This window comes from Leucobacter allii (genome assembly GCF_022919155.1).
GTDB lineage: Bacteria > Actinomycetota > Actinomycetes > Actinomycetales > Microbacteriaceae > Leucobacter > Leucobacter allii.
In genome coordinates this window covers 3,034,835-3,060,905 of record NZ_CP095045.1, presented here as the reverse complement: position 1 = coordinate 3,060,905, position 26,071 = coordinate 3,034,835, and the positions used below count along the sequence as shown (strand labels likewise).

Here is a 26,071-nt window from a genome sequence, read left to right as displayed (position 1 = left end):
CTGTTTCCTTTCGTGCCCCGAGGGGCGGTGGGTGATGCGTGGGGGTTTCGGTGGGGCGGTGCGGGTGGCTCAGGCGTTGCCCGGTCCGGTCCCGACGAGTCTGGGTTTCCGCGTCGACTTCCGACGGCTTCGGATCGCGGCGAGCACGCTCGAGGAGACGACCGCGGCGATGAGGAGCACGCCGGTGATGATGTTGATCACGTCGCTCGTGACGTTCGCGAGTCGCAGCGCGCTGCCGAGGACGCCGATGAGGAGCACGCCGGCGACGACGCCGTGGAGGGCGCCGCGGCCGCCGAAGATCGACACGCCGCCGAGGAGGACCGCGGCGATGACCTGCATCTCCATGCCGGTCGCGTTGTCGCCGCGGGCGGAGCCGTAGCGCAGCGTGTAGTAGATGCCGCCGAGCGCCGCGACGGCGCCGCTGAGGACGAAGAGGATGAGCTTCGTGCGCCCCACGTCCACGCCCGAGAAGCGCGCGGCCTCGGGGGAGAGGCCGATGGCGAAGACGCCGCGGCCGAAGCGGGTGAAGTGCAGCAGGATCGCGAAGGCCGCGAGCAGCACGATGAAGAGGATCACGACGACCGGGATGCCGGTCGAGCCGATCTTCTCCTTGGCGAGGTCCGTCCAGAAGGCGGGGAAGTCGGTGACCGCCGTGGTGCCGAGCAGTCCCACCGCGAGTCCGCGGTAGAGGGCCAGGGTGCCGATCGTCACGGCGAGCGACGGCAGGCCGACCACCGTCACGAGGAAGCCGTTCACGGCGCCGCAGAGGACGCCGGCGATGATCGCGAGGACGATCGTGAGCCCGAAGGGCACGCCCGCCTGGGTGAGGACGCCGGTGAGGACGCTCGAGAGCCCGACGACGCTCGCGACGGAGAGATCGATCTCGCCCGTGACGATGATCGCCGTCATGGGGAGGGCGATGATGAGCACCGGGAACATGTCGAGGAGCAGGTAGGTCATCGTGATCTTGCTGCCGAAGTTCGGCACGATCACCGCCGCCGCGACGACGACGATCACGAAGAGCGCGATGATGGCGGTCTCCCGGGTGAGGAGCAGGCGCTGCCACAGCGGGCGGTCGTACTCCGCGATGGGGCGCAGCCCCGTCGTGCGGGTGCTGGTCGTCGTGGCGCTCATTGCTTCGCCTCCCGTCCTTCGATGAGTTTTCGGTGCTGCCGGAGCGAGAGCACCCGGTCGAGCACGATCGCGCCGATGATGAGGACGCCGACGACGGCGCGCTGCCAGAAGTCGGGCACCCCGATGACGGGGAGCACGCGGTTGATGGTCATGAGCAGCACCGCGCCGATCGCGGCGCCCCAGACGGTGCCGACGCCGCCGAAGATCGCGACGCCGCCGATGACGGCGGCTCCGACCGCGTCGAGCTCCCAGCCGGATCCCGCCTGCGAGTTGATGGTGCCGTAGCGCGCGGCGTAGAGCACCCCGGCGAAGCCGGAGAGCGCTCCCGAGAGCACGAAGGCCGTGAGGATGCGCCGCGTGACGGGCAGGCCGTAGAGCTCGGCCGCCGCGGGATCGGAGCCGATGGCGTAGCACTCGCGACCCGCGCGGGTGTTGCGCATCCACCAGGCCACGGCGATGAGCACGACGACCGCGATGATGGTGAGCACCGGGATGGTGAGGATCTGCGCGGTGCCGAGCGCGAGGAACGGCTTCGGCATGTCGGAGGCGTTGATGCGGTCGGATCCGGTCCACCATACGTTGATGCCGCGGTAGGCGTACATCGTGCCGAGGGTGATGACGAGGGCCGGGACCTTGGCGAAGGCCACGAGCGCGCCGTTGATGAGGCCGAGGAGACCGCCGAAGACGACCGCGATGAGGATCACGGCGATCATGGGGAGCCCGGGCAGGTCGATGAAGAGGCGCCCCGTGAGGTAGGCGCTCAGCCCGAGGATCGAGCCCACGGAGAGGTCGACGTTGCGCGTGATGAGCACGACGGCCTGGCCGATGGCGACGAGCGCGAGGAGCGAGGGCGTGAGCCACAGGTCGCGGTAGCCGTCGGCGGAGAAGAGGAAGTTCGGGTTCGTCAGCGTCGCGGCGAGCACGACGATGAGGACCGCGAGGACGATGCTCGCCTCGCGGGCGCGGGCGAGCCGCCCGAAGGCGGTGCCGAAGCCGCTGCGGCGCTCGGGGGTCTGCGCCGGGGCCGGCGCGGTCGTGGTGCTCATGCCTGCTGCTCCGTCTCGGTGTGGTCGGCCGCGGGGTGGTCGGAGTGCGGAGCGGGCTCGCCCGCGGCGCGATCGTCGGATCCGGTGCTCTGCGTGGCCGCGCGCATGACGTTCTCCTGGGTGGCGTCCGCGCGGTCGATGGTCGCCGTGATCCTGCCCTCCCGCATCACCACGACGCGGTCGGCCATGCCGAGCACCTCGGGCAGCTCGCTCGAGATCATGAGCACGCCCATGCCCTGCTGGGCGAGGGTCGAGAGCAGCCGGTGGACCTCGGACTTCGTGCCGACGTCGATGCCGCGCGTGGGCTCGTCGATGATGAGCACGCGCGGATCCGTGGCGAGCCACTTGCCGAGCACCACCTTCTGCTGGTTGCCGCCCGAGAGGGTGCCCGCGATGGTGCTCATCGCGTTGGTCTTCACCTCGAGGCGCTCCGACCAGGGCCGCGCCGCGCGGTTCTCCGCGCCGGCCGTCACGAGCCCGAGCTTCGCGATGGAGTCGAGGACGACGGCGGCGGTGTTGCGCGCGACGCTCTCCTCGAGCACGAGGCCCTGCTTGCGGCGATCCTCGGGGACGAGCGCGAGGCCGGCGCGCATCGCGGCGGTGGGCTTGCCCTTGGGGACCCGCTTGCCCGCGAGGGTCACGCGGCCGCTGCGGTAGCCGTCCACGCCGAACACGGCGCGGGCGACCTCGCTGCGGCCGGCGCCGACGAGCCCGGCGAGGCCGACGATCTCCCCGGCGCGCACCGTGAAGCTGATGTCGGAGAAGACCCCGGGGCTCGTGAGGCCCTCGACCTCGAGCAGGGGCGCGCCGATCTCGGCCTCGAGCTTCGGGAAGAGCTCGGTAATCTCGCGGCCGACCATCTCGGCGACGACGCCGTCGGGATCCGTCTCCGCGATGTCGCGGGTCGAGACGTAGCTGCCGTCGCGCATGACCGTGATGGTGTCGCAGAGGTCGAAGACCTCGTCGAAGCGGTGGGAGATGAAGACGAGCGCCCGGCCCTCGTCGCGCAGTGCGCGGGCGACCTGGAAGAGGCGGTCGACCTCGATGCCCGAGAGGGCCGCGGTCGGCTCGTCCATGATGAGCACGCGCGCGTCGAGCGAGATGGCCTTGGCGATCTCGATCATCTGCTGGTCGGCGATCGAGAGCCCGTCTGCGGTGCGGTCGGGATCCATCGTCACGCCGAGTCGGGCGAAGAGCGTCTCGACCTCGGCGTGCATGCGCGCGCGATCGATGCGGCCGAAGCGACCGCGCGGCTGACGCCCCATGAAGATGTTCTCGGTGACCGAGAGGTCGGGGAAGAGCGTGGGCTCCTGGTAGATGACCGCGATGCCCGCGGCCTTCGCCTCGGCCGTCGTCGTGAAGTCCACGAGCTCGCCCGCGAGGCGGATCTCACCGGCGTCGCGGCGGTAGAGCCCGGCGATGATCTTGACGACCGTGGACTTGCCGGCGCCGTTCTCGCCGACGAGCGCGTGGATCGAGCCGGGGTGCAGGGCGATGCAGCCGTCGCGGAGCGCGATGACCTGGCCGAAGGCCTTGGTGACGCCGCTGAGCTCGAGCAGCGGCTCGCTGGCGGGTGATCTCTTCATTGAACTCACGGGTTTCCTGCCGCCTGCGCGGCAATCGGGAGAGAAGGGCTGGAGGGTGAAATGAATCGTTTCAACCTCGGTCATCGAGGATTTAAGCACGATTGTTTCACGTGAGTCAAGGCGGGGTTTCGGCCGTCGCCGAAATGTTATTGAAGCGTTTCAATTTCGTGAAAGTCTCGCTAGACTCGGGGCACCAGCCGCGGGAGCCTGTCGCGCGGAGAGCGAAGGGGACGCGAGATGGCCGTGAGTATCCGGGACGTCGCCCGTGCCGCCGGCGTCTCCGTGGGCACCGTCTCGAACGTGCTGAACCGCCCGGAGGTCGTGGCACCGGCGACCGTCGAGCGCGTCGCGGAGGCGATCGAGCGCCTCGGCTTCGTGCGCAACGACGCGGCGCGGCAGCTGCGGGCGGGCCGCAGCCGCAGTTTCGGCCTCGTCGTGCTCGACACGCGCAACCCCTTCTTCATGGACGTCGCCCACGGTGCGCAGCACCGTGCGGTCGACGACGGCTACACCGTGCTGCTCGGGGCGAGCGACGACTCGGCGGCGCGCGAGCGCGCCATGCTCGAGATGTTCGAGCAGCACCGCGTCGCCGGCGTGCTCATCACGCCGGTGCAGGCCGACCTCACGGGGCTGTGGCGGCTGCGCGAGGCGGGCACCCCGGTGGTCCTCGTCGACCGCGGATCGAGCGACCGTTCCTTCTCCTCCGTCTCCGTCGATGACGTCGAGGGCGGCCGGATCGCCGCGGCGCATCTGCTCGACCGCGGTCGGCGCCGCATCGCCTTCGTCGGCGGGCCGGTCGACATCCAGCAGGTCGCCGACCGCCTCAACGGCGCGCGGTCCGCCGTCGCGGCGCGGCCCGACGCGACGCTCGAGGTGTTCCCGACGCAGGCGCTCAGCGTGCTCGAGGGGCGCCGCATCGGCGAGCGGATCGCCGGCATGCCGGCGTCGGAACGCCCCGACGCCGTCTTCGCCGCGAACGACCTGCTCGCGATGGGCGTGCTCCAGGCGCTCGTCATGACCGGATCGCTCCGGGTGCCCGAGGACATCGCGCTCATCGGCTACGACGACATCGACTTCGCGAGCGCGGCCGTCGTGCCGATCAGCTCGGTGCGGCAGCCGGCCATCGAGATCGGCAGCACGGCCGTCGAGCTGCTGCTGCGGGAGGCGGATGCCGGCTCCGCGTCGGCGCACGAGCAGATCGTGTTCACCCCCGAGCTCGTCGTGCGGGCCTCGACCGGGGGCTGAGCGCGGGAGAACGGGAGCGCGGAGTTCACGGAACGGCGCGTTCGGGGTGCGGTGGTGGCCGGTTCCGCGGCCGGTCGTGAAGACGAGTTTGCGCGTGTCGCCCGTCCCCCCTGCACGAAGCGCAGGTTCGGCGCGACGCCAGGCGACACCCCGATCGGGGACGAGGAGCGCCGCCGCCGGAGCGCGTCCTTCCGCGCCGCCGTCACCCCTCCCGGGTGTGCGCCCAGACGACCGCCTGGATGCGGTCGCGCACCCCGAGCTTCTGCAGCGTGTTGGAGACGTGGGTCTTGACGGTGGCCTCCCCGAGGAAGAGCGCCGCGGCGATCTCGCCGTTCGAGCGGCCCTCGGCGACGAGGCGGAGCACCTCGCGCTCGCGCTCGGTGAGGCCGGCCGCCGCCATCGCCCGGCCCAGCGGATCGCCGCCCCCGGCATCGGCGCCCGGCGCATCGGTGCCCGCCGTATCGGTACCCTGCGCATCCTCCGCGCCCGCTCGCGCCGAGCCCGTGACCGGTTCCGCGGCGGCGGAGCCCTCGCGCCCCGCATCGCTGCCGTCCGCACCGCCGCTGCGCTCGGCGCGATCCTCGGAGACCCGGGCGATCACGGCGCGCGTCACATCCGGGCCGAGGAGCGCCTGGCCGTCCGCGAGCGCGCGCACCGCCTCGATCAGCTGCTCGGCGCGCGAGCTCTTCAGCAGGAATCCGCTCACGCCCGCCGCGAGCGCGTCGAAGAGGTAGCGCTCGTGCCCGAAGGTCGTGAGCACGAGGATCGCGGGCGCGGTCCCCTCCCCGGCCCCCGCCGCGGCGCTCATGATGCTCCGGGAGGCCTCGATGCCGTCGAGCCCGGGCATCTCGACATCCATGCAGATGACGTCGGGGGAGAGGCGCCGGGCCAGCGCGACCGCCGCGGCGCCGTCGGCCGCCTCGCCGACCACCTCGATGTCGGGCTCCGACTCGAGGATGATGCGGAAGCCGGAGCGGACGAGCTCCTGATCGTCGACGACGAGGACGCGGATCATGCGGGCCTTTCGGTGGCGGTGGCGGTGGCGGTGGCGGTGGAGCGGGCGGTGGTCTCGGTCCGAGCGGCAGCGGGCGGCGCCGCGGTCGCGGCCCCGGTGGCGAGGCCCGCCGGCGCGGGATCGGCCGCCGCCGATGTCGGCACCGCGGCCCGTACGAGGAACCCGCCGCGTTCGCGGCGCGCGGCGGCGACCGTGCCGCCGACGGCGCCGATCCGCTCGCGCATGCCGCGGAGGCCGAGTCCCGAGCCCGGCTCGCGCGCGCCGAGCCCCTGCCGCACCCCGTCGTCGGTCACCTCGACCTCGACCGTCGTGCTCCCGAAGCGCAGCCGGACTTCCGCGATCGCGCCTCGTCCGGCGTGCTTGCGGACGTTCGTGAGCGCCTCCTGGACCACGCGGTACAGCGCCACGTCGACGAGCATGGGGAGCGGCCGCGGCGTTCCCGCGACGATGAGCGTCGTCGGGGTGCCGACGCTCTGCGCCTCCGCGACGAGCGCCGGGAGCTGGGCCACCCCCACCGTGGTCGGCGCATCGCCCTCCCGCTCGGGCGTGCGGAGCGTGCCGACGAGGCGGCGCAGCTCCGTCACGGCGTCGCCCGCGCTCGTCTCCACGACCTCGAGGGCGGCGGCCGCGCGGTCGGGGTCGCGCTCCAGTAGCCGCCGGGCGGCGGCGGCCTGGATGCCCATGACGGAGACGTGGTGCGCCACGACGTCGTGCAGTTCGCGGGCGATCGCGAGGCGGTCGAGCGCGACCGCCTGCGCCGCGCTCGTCTGCCGCTCGAGCTCGAGCTCGCGGCCCTGCGCCTCCAGCCGCGCCTGCGTGCGGGCCGCGCGCCAGGAGCGCTCGCCGAAGAGGAAGGCGCCGCCGAAGTAGAGGAGGTTCGTGATGATCTGGATCACGGCGTACGTCGCGTAGGCCGAGAAGATTCCCGAGCGCGACACGCCGGGGATGACATCGTCCGAGGAGGAGGCGACGATGAGGGAGACGACGAGCCAGCCGATCATGGCTGCGCCGATCCCGAGCCGCGCCCAGACCGCGAGCGTTCGCCGCCGTTCCCATGCGCCCACCGTGTAGAGCGCGCAGAACAGCGTGATGTTGATGATGAGCACCTCTGGCACGCCGAACTGCCCGCAGACGAAGAAGCCTGCGGCGACGACGATCGCCACCGGCACCGGATACCGCCGCCGCACGGCGAGCGGCAGCGTCGCGAGCCCGAGGCCGAGCACCCAGACCCACGGCTCGGCGGGGTCGGGGTACATGCCGGTGCGCGCGTAGAGCAGCGCCGTCGTGAGCGATGCGAAGGCGAGCAGCAGCGCGAGCCCGAGGTCGGCGCGGAGGCCGGCGCGGCCCACGGGCGGGCGCGTCCAGCTCGCGGGGTCGTGGGGGGCGGACATGCCTCCAGGCTAGGCGACCGGCGAATGCCGCGCCTCAGCCGTGCGGGGGAGGACGGCGGCGCGCACGGTCCGCGACGTTCCGCCGCACGGGGGAGGCGCGGCCGCACGGCCGCTGCCAGGCTGGAACCACGACGAAAGGACCGAGATGATCGAGATCGCAGGCATCTCCCGCAGCTTCGGCGAGCGGCGGGTGCTCGACGAGGTGAGCTTCCGCGTCGCCGGCGGGCGGATGACGGGCTTCGTGGGCGGCAACGGCGCGGGCAAGACCACGACCATGCGCATCATCCTGGGGGTGCTCGCGGCCGACGCCGGCACGGTGTCGCTGGACGGCGCTCCGCTCACGCCGGGCGACCGCGCCCGCTTCGGCTATATGCCCGAGGAGCGGGGCCTCTACCCCAAGATGAAGGTGCTCGAGCAGCTCGTCTACCTCGGCCGGCTGCACGGCATGAGCGCGTCGGCCGCGAAGGCCTCGGCCTCCGGGCTCGTGGAGCGCCTGGGCCTCGGCGAGCGCGCGAACGACCCGCTCGAGAGCCTCTCCCTCGGCAACCAGCAGCGGGCCCAGATCGCCGCGGCGCTCGTCCACGAGCCGACGGCGCTCGTGCTCGACGAGCCCTTCTCCGGCCTCGACCCCATGGCGGTGGAGGTCGTGCTCGGAGTGCTCAGGGACTTCGCGGCGCAGGGCGCCCCCGTCCTCTTCTCCTCCCACCAGCTCGACATCGTCGAGCGGCTCTGCGACGACGTCGTGGTGATCGGCGGCGGCAGGATCCTCGCCCAGGGCTCGCGCGAGGAGCTGCGCGCCGCGCACGCGGGGCGCAGCTACGAGATCGAGCTCGCGGGCGCCGGGGCCGACGCCGGCTGGGTGCGCGAGCAGCCGGGCGTCGAGGTCGTCCACCTCGACGGCGGCTACGCCCGATTCGAGGCCGACACGGACGCGAGCGCGCAGTCCGTGCTCACCCGGGCCGTGAACGGCGGCGATCCCGCGCTCAGCCACGTCCGCCGCTTCGCGCCCGTCACCCCCACCCTCGCCCAGATCTTCAAGGAGGTCGTCCGATGACCCGTCAGCAGACCGCGAGCGCCGCCCGGCCGCTGAGCGGCGCCCAGGGCGCCTGGCTCGTCGCCGAGCGCGAGATCACCACGAAGCTGCGCAGCAAGGCCTTCCTCGTCTCCACCGGCGTGCTGCTCCTGCTCGTGCTCGGCTCCGTGGTGTTCAGCGGCATCATGGCGAAGACCGGCGGCTTCGGCGACGCCACCCGCGTGGCCGTCGCGAGCGGCGCCCTCGACGGCGCCGCCGCCGCGGGCCTCGAGGGCGCCGGCCTCGACGTCGTCGGCGCCGACGGGGCCGCGGCGGCCGAGGAGCTCGTGCGCGACGGCTCGGTCGATGCGGCCGTCGTCGCGGGCGGCGACTCGCCCCTCGGCGTGACCGTGCTCGCGCTCGACAGCGCTCCGGCCGACGTCGTGCAGGCGCTCTCGGCCGCGCCGACGGTGGAGCTCCTCGCTCCCACCACCGACAATCCCTTCCTCGCCTACCTCATCGCGATCGCCTTCGGCATCGTGTTCATGATGAGCGCGATCACCTTCGGCACCACCATCGCGCAGAGCGTCGTCGAGGAGAAGCAGACCCGCATCGTGGAGATCCTGCTCGCCACCGTCTCCGCCCGCACCATGCTCGCGGGCAAGATCCTCGGCAACTCGATCCTCGCCCTCGCGCAGGTCGTCGCCATCGCCGCGCTCGCCTCGGTCGGCATGCTCGCGACCGGTCAGGACATCCTGCTCGGGGAGCTCGGCACGGCGCTCATCTGGTTCGGCATCCTCTTCGCCTTCGGCTTCGTGCTGCTCGCCGCCCTCTACGCCGCGCTCGCGACCCTCGTCTCGCGGCAGGAGGACGTCGCCTCGGCGGTGAGCCCGGTGATGTGGCTCGTCATGATCCCCTACATCGCCATCATCGTGTTCAACGACAACCCGCAGGCCCTCGCGATCATGAGCTACATCCCCTTCTCGGCCCCGGTCGGCATGCCGATGCGGCTCTACCTCGGCACGGCCGAGTGGTGGGAGCCCGTGCTCTCGCTCGGGATCCTGGTGGTCGCCATCGCGATCGTGCTCTGGATCGGGGCGCGGATCTACGAGCACTCGATCCTGCGCACCGGGGGCCGCGTGAAGCTCGCCGACGCGATCCGCGGCTGACGCGCCGCGGCTACGCTTGCGGCATGAGCATCGCGGGGACGCAGGACGGGGCGGGGACGCCGCCCGAGATCGACTGGGCCGGGCTGCGGCGGGCGGCGCTCGCCGCAGCCCGCCGCGCCTACGCGCCCTACTCGGGGTACGCCGTCGGCTGCGCGGCGCTCGTCGACGACGGCCGGGTGATCTCCGGCTGCAACGTCGAGAACGCGAGCTACGGCGTGACGCTCTGCGCGGAGTGCGTCCTGGTCGGCCAGCTGCATCTGGGCGGCGGATCGGCCAGCCCGGAGGCGGCCGCCCGTGAGGCGGGCGGCGCGGATCCGGGATCGCCCCGCCTGCTCGCCTTCGACTGCGTGAACGGGGCGGGCGAGACGATCACGCCCTGCGGTCGCTGCCGGCAGCTGCTCCGCGAGGCCGCGGCGCCGGGCATGCGGCTCAACACGCCTGCGGGCCTGCGCACGATCGAGGAGATGCTGCCCGAGAGCTTCGGGCCCGCGAACCTCGCCTGACGGCGGCGTCGGCGGCCCGGAGTAGGCTTTCCGCGTGAGCAGCGACGAGACGCCGGACCCCCAGACCGCAAGCCCGATCCGCCCCTGGCCCGCGCTCTGGTCGATGGTGCTCGGCTTCTTCATGATCCTCGTGGACACCACGATCGTGTCGGTCGCGAACCCGTCGATCATGCGCGGCCTCGACACGACGATGACGGCGACGCTGTGGGCGACGAGCGCGTACCTGCTCGCCTACGCGGTGCCGCTGCTCATCACGGGGCGCCTCGGCGACCGCTTCGGCCCGCGCCGTCTGTACCTCTCGGGGCTCGCGCTCTTCACGGTGTCCTCCCTCGCCTGCGGGCTGGCGAACGGCATCGAGATGCTCATCGCGGCGCGCGTGCTGCAGGGGCTCGGGGCCGCGATGATGACGCCGCAGACCATGGCCGTGATCACGCGGATCTTCAAGCCGCGGGAGCGCGGTTCGGCGATGGCGGTCTGGGGCGTGACCGCGGGCGTCGCGACGCTCGTCGGCCCCATCCTCGGCGGCTTCCTGCTCGACGCGTGGGGCTGGGAGTGGATCTTCTTCATCAACGCGCCCGTCGGGGTCATCGGCTTCGTGCTCGCGCTGCGCTTCGTCCCGAAGCTGCCGACGCACGCGCACCGCCTCGACTGGTTCGGGGTGCTGCTCAGCGCGGTCGGCATGTTCCTCCTGGTGTTCGGGATCCAGGAGGGGGAGTCCTTCGCCTGGGGCGTCATCTGGGGCCCCGTGACGGTCTGGGGCCTCATCGTCGCAGGCGCGCTCGTGCTCGGCCTCTTCGTGTGGTGGCAGCATGCGCAGCGCGGCGAACCGCTCATGCCGCTCGCCATCTTCCGCGACCGCAACTTCTCGGTCGGCACGGCCGCCATCGTGACGGTCGGCGTCACCGTCACCGCGATGAGCCTGCCGCTCATGTTCTACTTCCAGAGCGTGCGCGGCCTCACCCCGACTCAGTCGGCGCTCATGCTCGTGCCCATGGCGGTCGTCTCCATGGGGCTCGCCCGGCCCATCGGGCGGCTCATCGATTCCCGGGACACGCGCCGCCTGGCGACGCTCGCGCTCGCGCTGCTCGCGGTCGGGCTCCTCGTGTACCGGGCGATGATGAGCCCGGAGGTGCCGATCCTCTGGCTCCTCGTGCCCTCGGCGATCCTCGGCCTCGCGAACGCGTTCATGTGGGGGCCGCTCGCCTCGATCACGACCTTCGGGCTGCCGCCCGAGCTCGCGGGGGCCGGGTCGGGCGTGTACAACACCAGCCGCCAGATCGGCGCCGTGCTCGGGGCGGCGGCGATGGCCGCGCTCATGCAGGCCCGGCTGACCGCGGAGCTCGGCGCCTCCGCCTCGGCCGCCGGCGGGATGGGTGCGGGTGGCGGCCAGGTGCCCGAGCCCTTGCGGCAGGGCTTCGCCGACGCGATGGCCCAGTCGATGCTCCTGCCCGCGGTCGTCATCGCGGTGGGGGCGCTCGTGACGCTGCGCTTCGCGCCGAAGCCGCCGGTCACCGACCGGGTGCGGGTCGTCGCGGAGTGATCCCGAGGGGCCGGCCGGACGCGCCCGCGCCGCCGGCCGGCACGATAGGCTGGCGCCGACCCCGGGAGGAACTCGTATGATCGTCGCATTCTCCGTCGCCCCGAGCGGCGCCCCGGCCGACGCGGAGGCCCGGCTCCCCGCGGACGGGTCCGTCTCCGCGGCCGTCGCCGAGGCGGTGCGCGTCGTCCGCGCGTCGGGGCTGCCGCACCGCACCTCGTCGATGTTCACGGAGATCGAGGGGGAGTGGGACGAGGTCTTCGACGTGGTGAAGCGCGCGACGGAGGCTGTGGCGCCTTTCGGATCGCGGGTGTCGCTCGTGCTGAAAGCCGACATCCGTCCGGGGTTCGCGGGCGAGCTCGACGGGAAGCTGGATCGTCTCGAGCGCGCGATCGGCGCGCCCTCGGCATAGCGCAGCGCGCCCTCGGCGGGGCGCAGGGAGTGATCGGCGGGGCGGGGCTGCCGTCCCTCCTGCGGGGCGGCGCGTGCGGTAGCGTGGAGATCCCGCGGATCCCGGGCGATGACCGCGGGAGATGGGGGAGATTCGTGGCGGCAAGACGTTCCAGGTACGCGCGGTCGGCTGCGGCGGCGGGCGCGGCGATCGCCGCGACCTCGCTGCTGAGCGGTTGCGGGCTGATCCCGAGCTTCATTTCGGGAACGCCCTCCGCCGAGTCGCCGGCGGAGCCCTCCGCCCCGGATGCGACCACCGATGCGCGCGCGCAGCAGCAGTTCTTCGACAACACGATGCTGATGATCCCCATGGTCGCGAGCGTCGATCCGAGCTCGTCATGGGCGTCGATCGAGCCGGTGCCCTGGGACCAGGCGGACCCTGCGCTTCGCGAGACCATCGTCGGCATGGGCGAGGACGCCTGCGTGCGCGCCGACGCGGCCGCGGGAACGTCGGAACTCGAGGATCCGGCCATGACCTGGCTCGCGGCGCGCTTCCTCTGCCCGGAGCACCGCGAGCTCGCCGACGAGTTCCTCTCGAACGGCGCGAGCGTCTCGCCCACGCACTCGATGGCCGACCTCTTCGAGCTGGCCCTGCTCCAGGACGACGACGCGTCGACCGACGAGGTGCTCACGGCGAACGACTCCTGCATGGGCGCGCTCGCGATCGCATGGGAGGTCGCCGACGGGGCCACATTCGAGATGACGTGCTGGCTCATCCGCGTGCAGTCGGTCGAGGCGACCGGCGGCGGTTCGGAGTACCGTTCCCTCTTCACCGACGCCGGCGAGCTGGGGAACGCCGAGTCCGACGCCCGCTTCTCGGAACTCGCGGAGGCGTCGGGCGCGGCGCCGAACCAGCTGTCCGAGCTGCTCGACGGGGCGGAGTAGGCACCGCGGCCGGAGCGGGGCGCGTGCCCCGCAGCGCCCCGCGCAAGCCGCGGCCTGCCACCACCCCCGCCTGCGGGGCGGCGGGGAGGAACCGGGGAGGGCCCCCGCCCGCGCGTCACGCCGCCGCGTCGTCGCCCTCCGGCCCACCCTCGGGCATCCCGCCGTCCGCCGGGGCTCCGCCGCCCGGTGCGCCGCCCGCGGCACCGCCGCCCATGCCCGTCGCGGCCTGCTGCTCGACGCTGTTCGCGTAGTCGTTCGTCGGGTCGCGGTAGATCGTGTGCACGTGCCCCCACCCGGAGGTCGAGACACCCGAGACGTCGGCGCCGGCGGAGCCCTGCTGCGCCTGGAGCGCCACGTAGACGTTCGGCCCCGAGATGGAGAAGGAGATCCCGTCGCCCTGGCTCATGTCGTAGACGGTCTCGCCCGACCAGGCGATCACCGTGTCGTCGAGCGTCGCCTCGATCTTCGCGAGTGCCGCCTCCGTCGTCTCCGCGTCGGCCATGCCCGCCCAGTTCGCGATGAGTTCGAGGAGCAGCTCGCGCTGCGCCTCGGTGAGCTCGGCGCCGGTGAGCCCCGTCCCGGTCGCGAAGTCGCAGGTGTCCCCGGGGGCGCACATGCTCACTGCGCCCGAGGCGAGGGTCGCCTGCTGCTCCGTCGTGAGGCTGTCGAAGAAGGCGAAGGCGTCGGTGTAGATGCCGTCGAAGGGCTGCACCTCCGTGCCCTCCGCGTCCGTATAGACGGCGGGCTGCACGCCGAGATGCGTCGGCGCGAAGGTGATCTCGCCCGCCGCGCCGTCGAGCGTGGCGTTGATGCCGAGATGGTGCCCGCCGAACTGCACCTCGTACGCCTCGGTCTCCGAGGCGTCGCCGAAGAGCGCGATGGTGTACTGGCCGAGGGAGGTCTCGGTGCTGCTCGAGTGCTCGAGCAGATACGCGTCGCCGCCCATGATGCCGGTCACGGTCTCGTAGGCCTCCTCGCTGAGGAGCGAGGCCAGCACCTCCATCGCCGCGGCGCGCTGCGCCTCGCTCAGGTCGTTCAGGTTGAGACCGGCGCGCTCGACGAAGGTGATGGGGAAGTTCGACCACGAGGTCGTCTTGGTCTCGTCGTCGTAGTCGTAGAGCACGGCATCGCGCTGCTCGTCGGTCAGCGTGGCGAGGAACGCCTCCGCCGCCGCGGTGGTCTCCGCGATCGTCTCGCTCGTGGTCGTCGCATCGCTCGCGGCGCTCGCGGCTGAGGCTGCCGTCGCGTCGGTGGATGATGCGGCGGTCGGTGCGGTGGATCCGGTGGCGACCTGGGTGCCGACGGCGCAGCCGGTCAGCAGCATTCCGGTGACGAGGAGGGATGCGGCGGCGGCGACGGTGCGCGTGCGCGCTGAGGGGGAGGGCATGAGGACTCCTTCGCTGGGGATGAGGGAGTTCCAGGACAGCGCCGGAACATTCATGCTCGATATGCATCGGGCAAGAACTCGGTATGGGCGACCCGGATCGGCTGCGCGGGCGGTCGCGATCGGCGAGACTGGGGGCATGCCGCACGCCACTCCGCCGCAGATCACCCGCATCGACGGATCGCCCATCCGCGCCGTCGTCGTCGATGACGAGCGCAATCTCACCGAGCTGCTCGTCATGGCGCTGCAGGCGGAGGGGTGGCGGGTCGAGAGCGCGGCGAACGGGCAGGAGGCGCTCAACGCCATCAGGGAGACGGGCCCGGACGTCGTGGTGCTGGACGTCATGATGCCCGGGATCGACGGGCTCGAGGTGCTGCGACGGCTCCGCGGATCCGGCAACGACGTGCCCGTGCTGTTCCTCACGGCGAAGGACGCCGTCGACGATCGCATCGAGGCGATCACCGCCGGCGGCGACGACTACGTCACGAAGCCGTTCAATCTCCAGGAGGTGGTCGCGCGCCTGCGCGGCATGGCGCGCCGGTACGCGGGGGTCACGGGCGAGGACGGCCCGCTCGTGGTCGGCGACCTCACCCTCGACGACCGCAGCTACGAGGTGCGGCGCGGCGGCGTGCCCGTCCAGCTCACCGCGAAGGAGTTCGAGCTGCTCCGGTACCTGATGCAGAACCAGCGGCAGGTGCTCACCCGCCCGCAGATCCTCGAGAACGTCTGGAGCTACGACTTCGGCGGCAAGTCGGGCGTGGTCGAGATCTATATCTCCTACCTGCGCAAGAAGATCGACACGCTCGGCCCCGCGCTGATCCACACGGTGCGCAGCGTCGGCTACACGATCAGACCGGCCGACGGATGACGGGCCTCGGGCGGAGCTGGCCGCTCAGCCGTCGGCTCGTCGTCGGCACCATCGCGCTCGTGCTCGTCACGCTGATCCTCTCCGGCGGGGCGGCGCTGCTGGCGCTGCGCGCGTCGCTGTACGAGCGCCTGGACCAGGAGGTGCGGATGGGGCTTGCGATCCTCGCCGGCCCGGCGCGCGATGCGCCGGGCGGCGGGGCGGGCGAGGGCGGTGGCGTCGTCGATCCCGGGCCGGATGACGGTTCCGGCGGCGGGGGCGGCCCCGATGCGGGATCCGCTCCCCGGCTCCGGCTCGACACCCTGGAGGTGGTGATCGCCGCGGACGGCACGGCGACGCGGGCGAGCACCGTCGGCCCCGACGGCACCGTCGCCTCGCTCACCGCTGCGCAGCTCGAGGTCGTCACCGAGTCGGCAGACCGTGCCGAGCAGCCGACGACCGTCGATCTCGGCGGCACGGCGGGATCCTTCCGCATCGCCGCGCAGTCGGGGCCGGACGGCACGGTCGTCGCGGGCACGTCGCTCAGGGACACGACGGCGACGATCGCGTCGCTCGGCGGCATCCTCGTCGTCGTCGCCGTCGCGGCCCTGATCCTCGTCGGCGCCGGGATCGCGTGGCTCGTCACCTCGGCGCTGCGCCCGCTGCGGCGCGTCGCCGGCACGGCGGAACGGGTCGCGCAGCGGCCGCTCGCGGTTGGCGCTGTGACGCTGCCCGAGCGCGCCGGCCTCGCCGAGGACCCCGGCACCGAGGTCGGTCGCGTGGGCGCGGCGCTCGACACGCTGCTGAATCATGTCGAGACGGCTCTCGGTGCGCGGCAGGAGAGCGAGGAGCGACTGCGCGCCTTCATCGCCGACGCGAGCCACGAGCTGCGCACCCCGCTCGCCTCCATCCGCGGCTACGCGCAGCTCGCGCACGCCGAGACTTTCGAGATGCCGGCCACGCAGGCGCGTTCCCTCGAACGGATCGAGTCGGAGGCCGAGCGCATGGGCGCGCTCGTGGAGGATCTGCTGCTGCTCGCCCGCCTCGACTCCGGCCAGCGGCTGCGCCGGGAACCGGTCGACGTGACGATGCTCGCGATCGAGACCGTGAGCGACCTCCACGCGGCGATGCCCGATCACGAGTGGATCGTCGAGGTCGACGAGCCCGTCGAGGTGCGCGGCGACGCGCCGCGGATCCGCCAGGTGCTCATCAATCTGCTCGGCAACGCCGGACGGCACACCCCGGCGGGTACGCGCGTCACGGCCGCGGTGACGCGCGTCGGCGGCGAGGCCGTCATATCCGTCTCAGACGACGGGCCGGGGATCGCTCCCGAGCTGCTCCCGCGGCTGTTCGACCGATTCACGCGCGGGGACGCGGCGCGCAATCGCGACGCGGGCAGCACCGGGCTCGGCCTCGCCATCGCGAGCGCGATCGTGCAGGAGCACGGCGGGAGGATCGACGTCGCGAGCGGATCCGCCGGCACCTCCTTCGAGGTCGCGCTACCGCTCCTCGGGGCCGGCGAGATCGAACAAGTTGACAGTTAGGGGTCAAATAGTCATAATTCTAACTATGACCGAACCCGAACCCCGGCTCACCACGAGCCTCGACCTCATGCGCTGGATCGGCTGGGCCCAGCGCAAGTCGCTCGAGGAGTGGATGCGTGCGCGCGATCTGAGCCACGAGCAGGGGTTCGTGCTCGGCTATCTGGTGCAGCACCCCGGCGCGATCCAGCGCGATATCGCCGAGGCGAGCCGCACGACGCCCGCGAGCGTCTCGAGCCTGCTGCAGGGGCTCGAGCGCCGCGGGTACATCGAACGACGGCCGGACCCCGCCAATGCGCGCATCAAGCGCGTCCATCCGACCGCCGAGGGCATCGCCGTCATCTCCGGATTCGACACCGCGGCCGCCGATGTGGAACGCGCCGTGCTCGCCCCGCTCACCGCGGGCGAGCAGGATGCCCTGCGCATCCTCCTCCAGAAGATCACCGAAGAGCTCCCGCGCCCCGCACGGGACTGACCCCTCCCGCCGCCCCAGCGGTCGTCCGGCCCGATCGCCGCGACCCGATCTGAGGCGCCGCGATCCGGCGCGCTCCGATCCGGCGCGCTCCGACCCTCTGCCCTGATCCGGCGCGCCCCGGCTCCCGGATCCCGCCGCGCCCGGCTCGCGCCGGACGCCGGATGACGCCGCGCATCGACCCGGCGCCACCCGGCGCGCTCCGGCGCGCCCGAACGAGGACGCCTCCCTCCGCCCGCCCCGAAAGGAACCCCCATGTCCGAGAACCGCACCGACACCGCGTCCGGGATCGCGCCCGAGGCCCGGTCCGAGACCGCTCCGCCGCTCGCCGGCGCCGATTCGCCCGCCGACCGCAACCGCTGGATCCTGTCGGCCGCCCCGATGCTGCGCGCGCTGCTGCACCTGAGCGTGCCCATGGCCGCGGCGCTCGTGGTCGGCGCGCTCTACAACGTCGTCAACGCCGGGTTCATCGGGGCGCAGCACAGCACCGTGCTCCTCACCGCCGTCACGCTCGGCACGCCGGTGCTCGGGCTCATCATCGCGCTCGGCAACTTCTTCGGTGTCGGCGGCGGCGCGCTCGTCTCGCGGCTGCTCGGCGCCGCCGAGCACGATCCCTCCGGTATGGCCGATGTGCGCCGGGCGGCCTCCTTCTCCGTGTGGGGCGCCGCGCTCGCCGGCGCCCTCCTCGCCGTGCTCGGCCTGCTCCTGCTGGGCCCGCTCGTCGCGGGGCTCGGGGCGGACGCCGCCGCCACGGCCGCCACCGCGGAGTACGTCGGCGTGCTGCTCGGCTTCCTCCCCGTGCTGGCCGCCTCCTTCAGCATGGAGCAGATCGTCCGCGCGCAGGGCGCCGCCCGGCAGGCGATGGCCGGCCTCCTCGTCTCCACGGCGGCGAGCCTCGTCCTCGACGTGCTGTTCATCCTCGTGCTGCACTGGGGCGTGGGCGGCGTCGCCCTCTCCATGGGGCTCGCGAACCTCGTCAGCCTCGTCTACTGGCTGCGGTGGCTGCGGCGCAGCGGGGCCGAAGCGGACGCCTCGCCGCGCGCGTTCACCCTGGCGCCGCGCATCGTCGGTCCGGTGCTCGCGATCGGAACGGGCGTGCTGCTCGAATCGGGCTTCATGATCGTCACGAGCCTCGTGCTGAACCACCTCGCGGCCGCCCACGGCTCCGGAGTGCTCGCCGCCATGGGCGTGGCGGTCCGGATCGCCCAGGTGCCCGAGTTCCTGATCATGGGCGTGACGATGGGCGTGCTCCCGCTCCTCGCCTACGCCTACGGCAAGGGGGATCGGGATCGGCTGCGCCGCGCGGCACGGTCCTCGGCCATCGCCGTGGGGCTGCTCGGGCTCGGCTTCGCAGTGCTCCTCTTCGCCGTCCGCGAGCCCCTCTTCGCGCTCTTCTCGCAGGATGCGTCGCTGCTCGGCATCGGCGCGACGATCATCGCCGCGCAGCTCGCCGCGATGATCGCCAACGGCTTCGCCGGGCTCGTCACCACGATCTTCCAGGCCACCGGGCGCGCCGTGCCGAGCCTCGTGATGTCGCTCGCGCAGGGCGCCCTGTTCATCCCGGTCGTCTTCGCGGCGAACGCGTGGTTCGGGCTGGGCGGCATCATCTGGGCGCTCACGATCAGCGAGATCGCCGTGCTGCTCGCGGGCCTCGTGCTGCTCGCCGGGTACCGCCGAGCGATCGCACGCGGTCTCGCCCAGGGCTCGGAGGAGCGGGCCGAGGCGGCGCTCGCCGCGCAGTAGTCCCGGTCGTCCGTCGGCCTCCGCTGGCCCGTCCGCGGGTGCGGCTCGTCGGCGCCCGCGGCCCTTCGGTGCCCGCCCACCTGCCCGTCGGTGCCCGCCCACCTGCCCGTCGGTCCCGCCCGCCCCTCGCAGACCGCCCGCCCCTCGCAGCCCGAGGAAATGACGCGACGTGGGGGAACGCCCCGGTCGAAACCCCCGAATGCGTGATTTCCCCGAGCGAGCGGGACGGGGAACGGGCGAGGGCGAGAGCGCGGGGAACGGGCGAGGGCGAGAGCGCGGGGAACGGGCGAGGTAGGAGCGGGGGCGGGCGGAAGCGAGCGCGCGAAGGGCGGCGCCGAGATCTAGCGGCGCTCGTAGCGGCGGGACGCGCCGCGGATCCCGGCGAAGCGGAAGGGCGCCTCCGTGACGCGCGGCGTCTCGACGTCGACGGCGCTCGGCAGCTGCTGCGCATGCAGCTCCCGGTACGCCGCGACGTCGAGCGGCACCCGGGCGTCGAGCGCGGCGGTGAAGCGGTCGTCCCGCCCGGCAGCGCCGGGCCGCACGACGCCCGTGAGAAACTCGCTCACGCTGCCCGAGCCGTAGCTGAAGAGTCCGAGGCGCTTGCCGACGAGGCCCGGCTCGTGGTCGAGCACGGAGGCCACGCCGGCGTAGAGCGACGCGGTGTAGGCGTTGCCGATGCGGCGGTTGTAGACGGCGCCCTCGGCGAGCCCCGCCTCCCCGAGCTCCGCGCCGGTGTGCTCGGCGAGGCGCGCCTGCGCCTTCTTCGCCATCTTCGTGTACGGCTGGTGGTAGACGAGCCGGTCGATCGCCCCGATATCGGGGCCGCCGTGCGCGACGAGGTCGTCCCACGCGCCCGTCATGGCGTCGAGGTAGGCCGAGATGGAGAGCTTGCCGTCGACGATCGCCGTGGAGGAGTCGTTCGGGCGCCAGAAGTCGTCCACGTTCTCCGAGAAGAGCCCGGAGGCGGCTTCGATCTCGACGAGCGCGGGGTCCGCGGAGACGAGGATCGCGGCGGCGCCGGCGCCCTGGGTGGGCTCGCCCGGCGAGTCGAGCGCGTACCGGGCGACGTCGCTCGCGATGACGAGCACGCGCTCGTCGGGGTGCCGCTGCACGATGCCCACGGCCGCCTGGATCGCGGCGGTGGCCCCGTAGCAGGCCTGCTTGATCTCGGCGACGCGCACCTGCGGCGGCAGGCCGAGCAGCTGGTGCACGAACACCCCGGCCGCCTTCGAATGGTCGATGCCCGACTCGGTGGCGAAGAGCAGCGTGCGCACGCCGCGGGTGCCGGTGCGCTCGAGCAGCGCGAGCGCCGCACTCGCCCCCATCGTGACGATGTCCTCGTCGGGCGCGGGGACGCTGAACTCGTCCTGCCCGAGCCCGAGCCGGTACTTCGCCGGATCGACGCCCGTGTGCTCGGCGAGCACGCCGAGGTCGAGCACGTGATGCGTGCTCGCGAGTTCCAGATCGTGAATGCCGATGGCGGTCATGCGCTCGGCGTCTCCTTCCGCTCGATGCGCAGGTGCGCAGCCATGAGTTCCCCGGGGTTCGTCTGCGCCGCGATGAGCGAGAGCTCGCCGCAGAGCACCGTCGCGGCCATGAGCTCGGCGAGGCGGCGCGAGTTCTCGCCCGGTTCGCGGGGCTCGCGGCAGCCGATGCGGGTCAGCGCCTCCTCGATGTGGGGGAGGTGCTTGCCGTTGCCGACGGTGCCGACGATGAGGTGGGGCACCGTGCACGAGAAGTACAGCCCGTCCTCCCGGTGCTCCGCGTAGGTGATCCCCTGCGATCCCTCGACGATGTTCGCGGCGTCCTGCCCCGTCGCGAGGTAGAACGCGAGCAGCATGTTCGCGTAGTGGGCGTTGGCGGAGCGCAGCGCCCCGGCGATCGTCGAGCCCACCAGGTTCTTGCGCACGACCATCTCGGTGATGCGCTGCGCGTCGCTGCGGAGCCCGTCGCGGACGATCTCGTGCGGAATCAGGATCTCGGCGACCACGCTGCGGCCGCGCCCGAGGATCCCGTTCACGGCCGTCGCCTTCTTGTCGGAGCAGTAGTTGCCCGAGATCGAGCCGTAGTCGATGCCGAGGCCCCACGACAGGATGCGCTCCATGAGTGCGTCCGCGGCGTTCGTGACCATGTTGTGCCCCGAGGCGTCGCCCGTGGAGAAGGCGAAGCGCACGAAGAGGAGGTTGCCCACGATCTCGGGATGGGCCTCGAGGAGGCGGGCGAAGCGGCTGCCCGACTCGACGAGCTCCTGCAGCTCCCCGAGCCGCGCCTCGATGGTCCGCGCGGCCCGTTGCGCGGCGACCGCGCCGGGGGCGACGAAGAGCACGGAGCGCGTCATGCGCTCGCCGGTGACGACGGTGCGGATCCCGCCCTCGACGCGGCGGGAGATGCGGGCTCCGCGGCCCACCGACGGCCACAGCGGCGTCTCGTAGGTGGCGAGCGGCACGGAGACCTCGCCCGTCACCGCCTCGCCGGTGATGCGGATCGGGCCGACCCAGCTGGTCGGGATCTCGGTGACGGCTGCGCGCGCGTCGGCGTCGGGAGTGCTCACGGGGTCCTCCGGGGGTCTGGGCGGCGGCCTGCTCGGGGGCCGCGCGATGGGATGACGTCATGCGCCGGCTCGCTCCGACCGCGTGGCGAGCGCGCGGACGTCGACGCCGCGGGCCTCGCAGTACTCGCGCAGCGCGCCGCGGACGATGAGATCGGTGGCCAGGAGCCCGCCGCGCTCGCGCGCGCCGAGCAGCGCGTAGACGGCGCGGGTGCGGTCGCGCCAGTCCTCGACGAGGGCGATGAGCGCGGCGGCGCCGCCGCCCGGTCGTTCCGGATCGACGGCGGCGAGGAACGCCCCGGCCACGCCGACGGCGGCGGCGCCGGCGGCGAGGGCCTTCACCACGTCGAAGGGGCTGCGCACCCCGCCCGAGGCGAGGAGCACCGGTGCGGGACCGGACGCGGCCCCGGCCTCGAGCAGGCACGCGAGCGCCGACTGGCCGAAGCCGGAGAGGATCGACAGGTCGCCGGCCCGGCCGGGCCGGCGCGCGTTCTCGATCGCGAGGAAGTCGGTGCCGCCGCGTCCGCTGACGTCGGCGATCCCGATCCCGATCTCGGCGAGGCGCCGGAGCGTCCCGCGGCTGAGGCCGAAGCCGACCTCCTTCACGATCACCGGCACCGGGGAGGCCGCGGCGAGCCGCTCGACGGAGCGCAGCCATGAGGAGAAGTCGCGCGAGCCCTCGGGCATCGCGGTCTCCTGGACCGCGTTCACATGGAGCTGCAGCGCGTTCGCGCCGAGCAGCTCGACGGCGCGCCGCGCGTCGTCTGCGGGGCGGCCGACGCCGACGTTCGCCATGACGAAGCCGTCGGGGTTCTCCTCGCGGATCACGGTGAAGCCCGGCGCGGTCTCCGGCTCGTCGAGGGCGACGGATACGGAGCCGCACGCCAGGGGGAGGCCCGTCTCACGGGCCGCGATCGCGAGCTCGCGGTTGATGCGCCGCGTCCGCTCCGTGCCGCCGGTCATCCCGTTCACGTAGAAGGGGGTCTCCCAGCGCCAGGTGCCCGCGGCGTGCCCCGGTCCCGCGGCGAACGCGATCGTGGTGCCGAGGTCGACCCGCTCGGGGTCGACGCCGGCGAGGGCGTGGTGCACGAAGTCGAGCTCGGCGAAGGGCGAGGCGCCCGGGCCCGCGGCGCCCGAGGCGTCCGGCTCGGCGGCGCGGCGCTGCTGCGCGAGCGCGAGGGCGACGTGCTCGTCCTTGCGGGCGGCGCGGGAGGCGTCGAGCCCGTGCGCGGGCGTGAGGTCAGCAGGCATCGATGCTCCCGGTGGCGGCGTGGGGCGCGAGGCTCAGGCGGCGGATGTCGTTCGCCTCCCACTCGCGCAGGATCGGCGCCGTGCCGAGCCCGGCGTCGGCGAGCACGATGCCGCAGTCGCCGCCGCCGGCGCCCGAGGGCTTCCCGGCGGCGCCGTGGCGCTCGGCGACGTCGCACAGGGTGCGCAGCTGCGCCGTCTCGATCGTGATCCCGGAGGAGGCGCTCAGCTGCTGCAGCACGCGGCGCGCGCGGCGGATGGTGGGCAGGGCGCCGCGGGACTGCGCCGCGGGTTCGGGCTGCTCGAACGCCTCGACGAGCGCGTCGACGCAGGCACGGCTGTCCGACGTGAACTCGGGGTACGGTCGCGGGCTGCGGCCCGCGCCGGGGTGCCGCACCTGGTCGACGAGCCGCTCGGTCGACGCGGGGGATCCGGTCCAGCCGACGAGGAACTGCAGACCGTCGGGATCGGGCAGGCGCGTCACGCCGCACCCCGCCCACTCGCCGGATGCCGCCAGCGTGGCCGCGACCCCGTGCACGGAGCGGTGCAGGCGCAGCGCCTCGCGGTCGGGGGAGGAGTAGCGGATCCAGCCGCCGAAGGCGCTCGCCGCGAGGTCGCCGCCCGAGGCCTTGGGGGCGATCTCGATCGTCGCGAGGAGGGCGAGCTTGAAGCGCTCGGTGCGGGTGAGCTCGAGGCCGTAGAAGGCGTCGAGCGCGGCGACGACGGCGGTCGTGACGGCGGCGGAGGAGCCGAGGCCGAACTTGCGCCCGCTCACGTCGTCGAGCTCGCTGCCGATGTCGAGATCGTAGTAGCGCGGGGCGAGCCCGAGCTCGGAGCGCAGCTGCTCGACGGCGCCGATCGCGGCGAACACGTAGTCGGTGGGCTGATGCTCGATGACGATGCGGTCGCTCGCGTCGTCCCGCACCCACACGAGCGGCGAGCGGCCGTAGGCGCTCGAGCGCACCCGCCCGAGCTCGGAGCCCTCGGCGAGCCCGACGGTAATGTAGCGGTCCACGGCGACGAGGACCGCGGGCTGGCCCGGGTCGACGACGGCGTACTCGCCGGCGATGTAGAGCTTGCCCGGGGCGCGCGTCTCGATCATGCGAGCGTCTCCGCGCCGGGACCGGGGCCGACCACGCGCACGGCCTCGGCCCCGAGGCCGAGGCGCCCGCCGAGCCCGCGCAGCTCGTCGGCGAGCTCTTCGGCCTGCTCGGGGCGCACGATCGCGCACACGTTCGGACCGGCGTCGGCGGTGCCGTAGGCCTCGAGGCCCTCCCCGCGGAGCGCGGCGATGCGGTCGAACAGGGCGACGCTCGCGGGCGCGAGGTAGCGGATCGGAGGATCGCAGGACTGGATCACGGCGTGCATCCGCATCGCGTGCGCCTCGGTGATCCGCCCGATGCGCGTGAAGTCGCCCGCCGCGCAGGCCTCCAGCATCGCGGCGAGCGACTCCTCCGTTGAGGTGATCCAGGCGGGGAAGAACGGCGAGGTGAGCGCCGTACGGCGCATCGCGGCGCGGCTCGACACGGCCTTCTGCGCGGTGTCGACGGTCGCGATCACCATCCGCAGCTCCGGGGCGGGCACGGGCTCGGCGAAGGAGCCCGCATCGTCATCGCCGGCGTGCCACACGGCGACTCCCGGCACGATGCTGCGGGCGGCCGAACCGGAGCCGCGACGCGCGAGCCGGCTGAGCTCGCGCGGGGCGAGCTCCAGGCCGTACGCCCGGGCGGCGGCCGTCGCGAGCGCCGCGAAGCCGGAGGCGGAGGAGGCGAGTCCGGCGCCCGTGGGCGCCTCGTTGCGGGAGTCCACGACGGCCCGGGCCCCCGAGCCGGCGAGCCCGCGCACCCGATCGAGGAAGCGGCTCACCCGCGCGGCGGCCTCACCCGTCTGCGGGGCGTCGTTGAGCGCGAAGGCGTCGGCCTCGGCGTCGGGGGCGAGACGCACGGTCGTCGTCGTGGGGAGGGCGTCGAGAGTGAGGGAGAGGCTGCCCGCGACGGGCAGGATCAGCTCCTCGTCGCGCTTGCCCCAGTACTTCACGAGGGCGATGTTCGGGTAGGCGCGCGCGGTGGCGGTGCCGGGCGTCGGGGTCATGCGGCGGGGACCTCCACGGTCCAGCTCCGCTCGGCGCCGGCGCCGCGCATCGCGTCGCCGAGCTCCTCGGCGTGGGCCGGGGAATCGGCGACGGCGATCACGCAGCCGCCCAGCCCGCCCCCGGTGAGCTTCGCGCCCGCGGCGCCCGCCCCGACCGCCGCCTCCACCAGCGCGTCGAGGCGCGGCGAGCTCACGCCGACGCTGCGGAGGATGCCGTGGGCCTCCCGCATCCTCGCCCCGATGGCCGCGCGGTCGCCCGCGGCGAGATCCGCGATGGCCCCCTCGGCGATCCCGGCGAGGCGCGACAGCAGCGCCTCGGTGCGCTCGGGCTGCTGCCTCCGCAGCCACTGCACGGAACCGACGGCCTGCGCCGTCGAGCCCGGCGTGCCGGAATCCGCACAGGCGAGGATGAGCGGGGCGCCGATGCGCACGGGGGCGACCGCCCCGCGGTCGAAGCGGATCGCGCCCTCCGCGGCGACGGTGCGCGCGTCGATGCCGCTCGGCGAACCGTGCGCGACCCGCTCGGAGGTCTGGATCAGCTCGAACAGCGTCTCCCGGTCGAGCGGGGCGCCGGCGAGGTCGAAGGCGGCGCGGGCGATCGCCGCCGCGACCGCGGCGCTCGAGCCGAGGCCGCGCTCGTGGGGGATCGTGCTGCTGATGCGCACGCGCGCCGCGGGGAGCGCGAGCCCCGCGCGCGCGAGCGAGGCGTCGAGCGCCGCGCGGACGGGGGCGAGGCGCCGCGGTGCGTCCGCGAGCGCGCCGGTGAAGAGGGTGCTCTCGAGGAGGATCCCCGGCGCCGCGCCGGGGGCGAGGGGGACGATCTCGGCCTCGGCGCTCAGGCTGTCCACGGGAATCGCGATGGCGGGCGCGCCGTACACGACGGCGTGCTCCCCGAAGAGGATCGCCTTCGCGTGCGCCGACCCCGTGCCGCGGCCTCCCACCCGTGCCGCCGCCGCGCGCGCGGCCGGGGCCTGGACGGGGAGCGAGCTCGTGGAAGGGCTCTGGTTCATTCGGATCCGTTTCGCTCGGCTCCCGCGCGGAATGCCGGGCGGGCAGACGAAAAGAGGGCCGGACCTCGCCGTCCCTCTTCCCGTCATCAGAACTTCCAGTTTACGCCGAAGATGCTGAAGACGCGACATGTATCCGCGGGGCCGCGGGGAGCCGATGGCGCCGGCCGCGAACATCCGCCCGCGCGGCGCGCCCGCGCGCTATCCTGCGAGGCATGAG

At 73.4% G+C, this 26,071-nt stretch carries 23 protein-coding genes; 11 read left to right on the top strand and 12 right to left on the bottom strand.

Features of this window, described 5'->3' with window-relative positions; translation table 11 throughout:
* Positions 1–69: 69 nt before the first annotated feature.
* From MUN78_RS14165 to MUN78_RS14155, 3 genes are read right to left on the bottom strand one after another with little or no spacing between them, the layout of a single operon-like run.
* Entirely contained in the window at positions 70–1,134 is a 1,065-nt protein-coding gene (locus tag MUN78_RS14165; protein ID WP_244691743.1) for an ABC transporter permease, read from the bottom strand.
* On the bottom strand, positions 1,131–2,180 hold the full coding sequence (locus tag MUN78_RS14160) for an ABC transporter permease (RefSeq protein ID WP_244691741.1): 1,050 nt from the start codon (positions 2,178–2,180) through the stop codon (positions 1,131–1,133). Before MUN78_RS14160 ends, MUN78_RS14165 begins: the two co-directional genes overlap by 4 nt.
* Positions 2,177–3,766, bottom strand: coding sequence for a sugar ABC transporter ATP-binding protein (locus MUN78_RS14155; RefSeq protein WP_244727262.1), 1,590 nt, complete (start codon positions 3,764–3,766; stop codon positions 2,177–2,179). Before MUN78_RS14155 ends, MUN78_RS14160 begins: the two co-directional genes overlap by 4 nt.
* Positions 3,767–4,003: 237 nt before the next feature.
* Between MUN78_RS14155 and MUN78_RS14150 the strand changes: the two genes are divergently transcribed.
* Entirely contained in the window at positions 4,004–5,011 is a 1,008-nt protein-coding gene (locus MUN78_RS14150) for a LacI family DNA-binding transcriptional regulator (protein WP_244691738.1), read from the top strand.
* Between the two features lie 202 nt (positions 5,012–5,213).
* Here MUN78_RS14150 and MUN78_RS14145 read toward each other — a convergent pair whose 3' ends face one another.
* Together MUN78_RS14145 and MUN78_RS14140 are read right to left on the bottom strand one after the other, a co-directional pair.
* Complete coding sequence (locus MUN78_RS14145; protein WP_244727260.1) at positions 5,214–6,026, bottom strand: response regulator; 813 nt, start codon at positions 6,024–6,026, stop codon at positions 5,214–5,216.
* Complete coding sequence (locus MUN78_RS14140; RefSeq protein WP_244727258.1) at positions 6,023–7,417, bottom strand: sensor histidine kinase; 1,395 nt, start codon at positions 7,415–7,417, stop codon at positions 6,023–6,025. The genes MUN78_RS14145 and MUN78_RS14140 overlap by 4 nt, the downstream gene beginning before the upstream one ends.
* Before the next feature lie 145 nt (positions 7,418–7,562).
* Here MUN78_RS14140 and MUN78_RS14135 point away from each other — a divergent pair, with 145 nt between their 5' ends.
* The 6 genes from MUN78_RS14135 to MUN78_RS14110 all read left to right on the top strand — a co-directional run bounded on the left by MUN78_RS14135 (position 7,563) and on the right by MUN78_RS14110 (position 12,973).
* Complete coding sequence (locus tag MUN78_RS14135; RefSeq protein ID WP_244727256.1) at positions 7,563–8,471, top strand: ABC transporter ATP-binding protein; 909 nt, start codon at positions 7,563–7,565, stop codon at positions 8,469–8,471.
* A complete protein-coding gene (locus MUN78_RS14130) occupies positions 8,468–9,598 on the top strand; it encodes an ABC transporter permease (protein WP_244727255.1) in 1,131 nt (376 codons plus the stop codon). Before MUN78_RS14135 ends, MUN78_RS14130 begins: the two co-directional genes overlap by 4 nt.
* A 23-nt stretch (positions 9,599–9,621) precedes the next feature.
* Positions 9,622–10,101, top strand: coding sequence for a cytidine deaminase (locus tag MUN78_RS14125; protein ID WP_244727253.1), 480 nt, complete (start codon positions 9,622–9,624; stop codon positions 10,099–10,101).
* Between the two features lie 103 nt (positions 10,102–10,204).
* On the top strand, positions 10,205–11,641 hold the full coding sequence (locus MUN78_RS14120) for a DHA2 family efflux MFS transporter permease subunit (protein WP_244730109.1): 1,437 nt from the start codon (positions 10,205–10,207) through the stop codon (positions 11,639–11,641).
* Between the two features lie 76 nt (positions 11,642–11,717).
* On the top strand, positions 11,718–12,050 hold the full coding sequence (locus tag MUN78_RS14115) for a thiamine-binding protein (RefSeq protein WP_244727251.1): 333 nt from the start codon (positions 11,718–11,720) through the stop codon (positions 12,048–12,050).
* A gap of 134 nt (positions 12,051–12,184) precedes the next feature.
* Positions 12,185–12,973: a hypothetical protein gene (locus MUN78_RS14110; protein WP_244727249.1), complete on the top strand. Its 789-nt coding sequence runs from the start codon at positions 12,185–12,187 to the stop codon at positions 12,971–12,973.
* A 115-nt stretch (positions 12,974–13,088) separates the two neighbouring features.
* Here the strand turns inward: MUN78_RS14110 and MUN78_RS14105 are convergent, their stop codons facing one another.
* Positions 13,089–14,360, bottom strand: a complete 1,272-nt coding sequence (locus MUN78_RS14105; protein WP_244727247.1) for a DUF3500 domain-containing protein — start codon at positions 14,358–14,360, stop codon at positions 13,089–13,091.
* Positions 14,361–14,496: 136 nt separating this feature from the next.
* On the opposite strand from MUN78_RS14105, the gene MUN78_RS14100 reads away from it, so the two are divergent.
* The 4 genes from MUN78_RS14100 to MUN78_RS14085 all read left to right on the top strand — a co-directional run bounded on the left by MUN78_RS14100 (position 14,497) and on the right by MUN78_RS14085 (position 18,957).
* A complete protein-coding gene (locus MUN78_RS14100) occupies positions 14,497–15,225 on the top strand; it encodes a response regulator transcription factor (protein WP_283248401.1) in 729 nt (242 codons plus the stop codon).
* Positions 15,222–16,745, top strand: a complete 1,524-nt coding sequence (locus MUN78_RS14095; RefSeq protein WP_244727245.1) for a sensor histidine kinase — start codon at positions 15,222–15,224, stop codon at positions 16,743–16,745. The genes MUN78_RS14100 and MUN78_RS14095 overlap by 4 nt, the downstream gene beginning before the upstream one ends.
* A gap of 25 nt (positions 16,746–16,770) precedes the next feature.
* Entirely contained in the window at positions 16,771–17,217 is a 447-nt protein-coding gene (locus tag MUN78_RS14090; RefSeq protein WP_244691642.1) for a MarR family winged helix-turn-helix transcriptional regulator, read from the top strand.
* 252 nt (positions 17,218–17,469) lie between these two features.
* Complete coding sequence (locus tag MUN78_RS14085) at positions 17,470–18,957, top strand: MATE family efflux transporter (protein WP_244727243.1); 1,488 nt, start codon at positions 17,470–17,472, stop codon at positions 18,955–18,957.
* 341 nt (positions 18,958–19,298) lie between these two features.
* Here the strand turns inward: MUN78_RS14085 and MUN78_RS14080 are convergent, their stop codons facing one another.
* From MUN78_RS14080 to mvk, 6 genes are read right to left on the bottom strand one after another with little or no spacing between them, the layout of a single operon-like run.
* A complete protein-coding gene (locus MUN78_RS14080) occupies positions 19,299–20,444 on the bottom strand; it encodes a hydroxymethylglutaryl-CoA synthase (protein ID WP_244691638.1) in 1,146 nt (381 codons plus the stop codon).
* Complete coding sequence (locus MUN78_RS14075; protein WP_244727241.1) at positions 20,441–21,508, bottom strand: hydroxymethylglutaryl-CoA reductase; 1,068 nt, start codon at positions 21,506–21,508, stop codon at positions 20,441–20,443. Before MUN78_RS14075 ends, MUN78_RS14080 begins: the two co-directional genes overlap by 4 nt.
* Positions 21,509–21,565: 57 nt before the next feature.
* A complete protein-coding gene (gene fni, locus MUN78_RS14070; protein WP_244727239.1) occupies positions 21,566–22,756 on the bottom strand; it encodes a type 2 isopentenyl-diphosphate Delta-isomerase in 1,191 nt (396 codons plus the stop codon).
* On the bottom strand, positions 22,746–23,855 hold the full coding sequence (locus MUN78_RS14065; protein WP_244727237.1) for a phosphomevalonate kinase: 1,110 nt from the start codon (positions 23,853–23,855) through the stop codon (positions 22,746–22,748). Before MUN78_RS14065 ends, fni begins: the two co-directional genes overlap by 11 nt.
* Positions 23,852–24,844: a diphosphomevalonate decarboxylase gene (mvaD, locus tag MUN78_RS14060; protein WP_244727236.1), complete on the bottom strand. Its 993-nt coding sequence runs from the start codon at positions 24,842–24,844 to the stop codon at positions 23,852–23,854. The genes MUN78_RS14065 and mvaD overlap by 4 nt, the downstream gene beginning before the upstream one ends.
* Positions 24,841–25,854, bottom strand: a complete 1,014-nt coding sequence (gene mvk, locus MUN78_RS14055; protein WP_244727234.1) for a mevalonate kinase — start codon at positions 25,852–25,854, stop codon at positions 24,841–24,843. Before mvk ends, mvaD begins: the two co-directional genes overlap by 4 nt.
* Positions 25,855–26,071 lie beyond the last annotated feature (217 nt).

Coding starts and splice junctions, on each gene's coding strand:
- MUN78_RS14165 (WP_244691743.1), bottom strand. CDS start 1,134: ATGAGCGCCACGACGACCAGCACCCGCACGACGGGGCTGCGCCCCATC.
- MUN78_RS14130 (WP_244727255.1), top strand. CDS start 8,468: ATGACCCGTCAGCAGACCGCGAGCGCCGCCCGGCCGCTGAGCGGCGCC.
- mvaD (WP_244727236.1), bottom strand. CDS start 24,844: ATGACCCCGACGCCCGGCACCGCCACCGCGCGCGCCTACCCGAACATC.
- MUN78_RS14150 (WP_244691738.1), top strand. CDS start 4,004: ATGGCCGTGAGTATCCGGGACGTCGCCCGTGCCGCCGGCGTCTCCGTG.
- MUN78_RS14140 (WP_244727258.1), bottom strand. CDS start 7,417: ATGTCCGCCCCCCACGACCCCGCGAGCTGGACGCGCCCGCCCGTGGGC.
- MUN78_RS14105 (WP_244727247.1), bottom strand. CDS start 14,360: ATGCCCTCCCCCTCAGCGCGCACGCGCACCGTCGCCGCCGCCGCATCC.
- fni (WP_244727239.1), bottom strand. CDS start 22,756: ATGCCTGCTGACCTCACGCCCGCGCACGGGCTCGACGCCTCCCGCGCC.
- MUN78_RS14135 (WP_244727256.1), top strand. CDS start 7,563: ATGATCGAGATCGCAGGCATCTCCCGCAGCTTCGGCGAGCGGCGGGTG.
- MUN78_RS14080 (WP_244691638.1), bottom strand. CDS start 20,444: ATGACCGCCATCGGCATTCACGATCTGGAACTCGCGAGCACGCATCAC.
- MUN78_RS14145 (WP_244727260.1), bottom strand. CDS start 6,026: ATGATCCGCGTCCTCGTCGTCGACGATCAGGAGCTCGTCCGCTCCGGC.
- MUN78_RS14155 (WP_244727262.1), bottom strand. CDS start 3,766: ATGAAGAGATCACCCGCCAGCGAGCCGCTGCTCGAGCTCAGCGGCGTC.
- MUN78_RS14090 (WP_244691642.1), top strand. CDS start 16,771: ATGACCGAACCCGAACCCCGGCTCACCACGAGCCTCGACCTCATGCGC.
- MUN78_RS14065 (WP_244727237.1), bottom strand. CDS start 23,855: ATGATCGAGACGCGCGCCCCGGGCAAGCTCTACATCGCCGGCGAGTAC.
- MUN78_RS14085 (WP_244727243.1), top strand. CDS start 17,470: ATGTCCGAGAACCGCACCGACACCGCGTCCGGGATCGCGCCCGAGGCC.
- MUN78_RS14100 (WP_283248401.1), top strand. CDS start 14,497: ATGCCGCACGCCACTCCGCCGCAGATCACCCGCATCGACGGATCGCCC.
- MUN78_RS14125 (WP_244727253.1), top strand. CDS start 9,622: ATGAGCATCGCGGGGACGCAGGACGGGGCGGGGACGCCGCCCGAGATC.
- mvk (WP_244727234.1), bottom strand. CDS start 25,854: ATGAACCAGAGCCCTTCCACGAGCTCGCTCCCCGTCCAGGCCCCGGCC.
- MUN78_RS14115 (WP_244727251.1), top strand. CDS start 11,718: ATGATCGTCGCATTCTCCGTCGCCCCGAGCGGCGCCCCGGCCGACGCG.
- MUN78_RS14120 (WP_244730109.1), top strand. CDS start 10,205: ATGGTGCTCGGCTTCTTCATGATCCTCGTGGACACCACGATCGTGTCG.
- MUN78_RS14160 (WP_244691741.1), bottom strand. CDS start 2,180: ATGAGCACCACGACCGCGCCGGCCCCGGCGCAGACCCCCGAGCGCCGC.
- MUN78_RS14095 (WP_244727245.1), top strand. CDS start 15,222: ATGACGGGCCTCGGGCGGAGCTGGCCGCTCAGCCGTCGGCTCGTCGTC.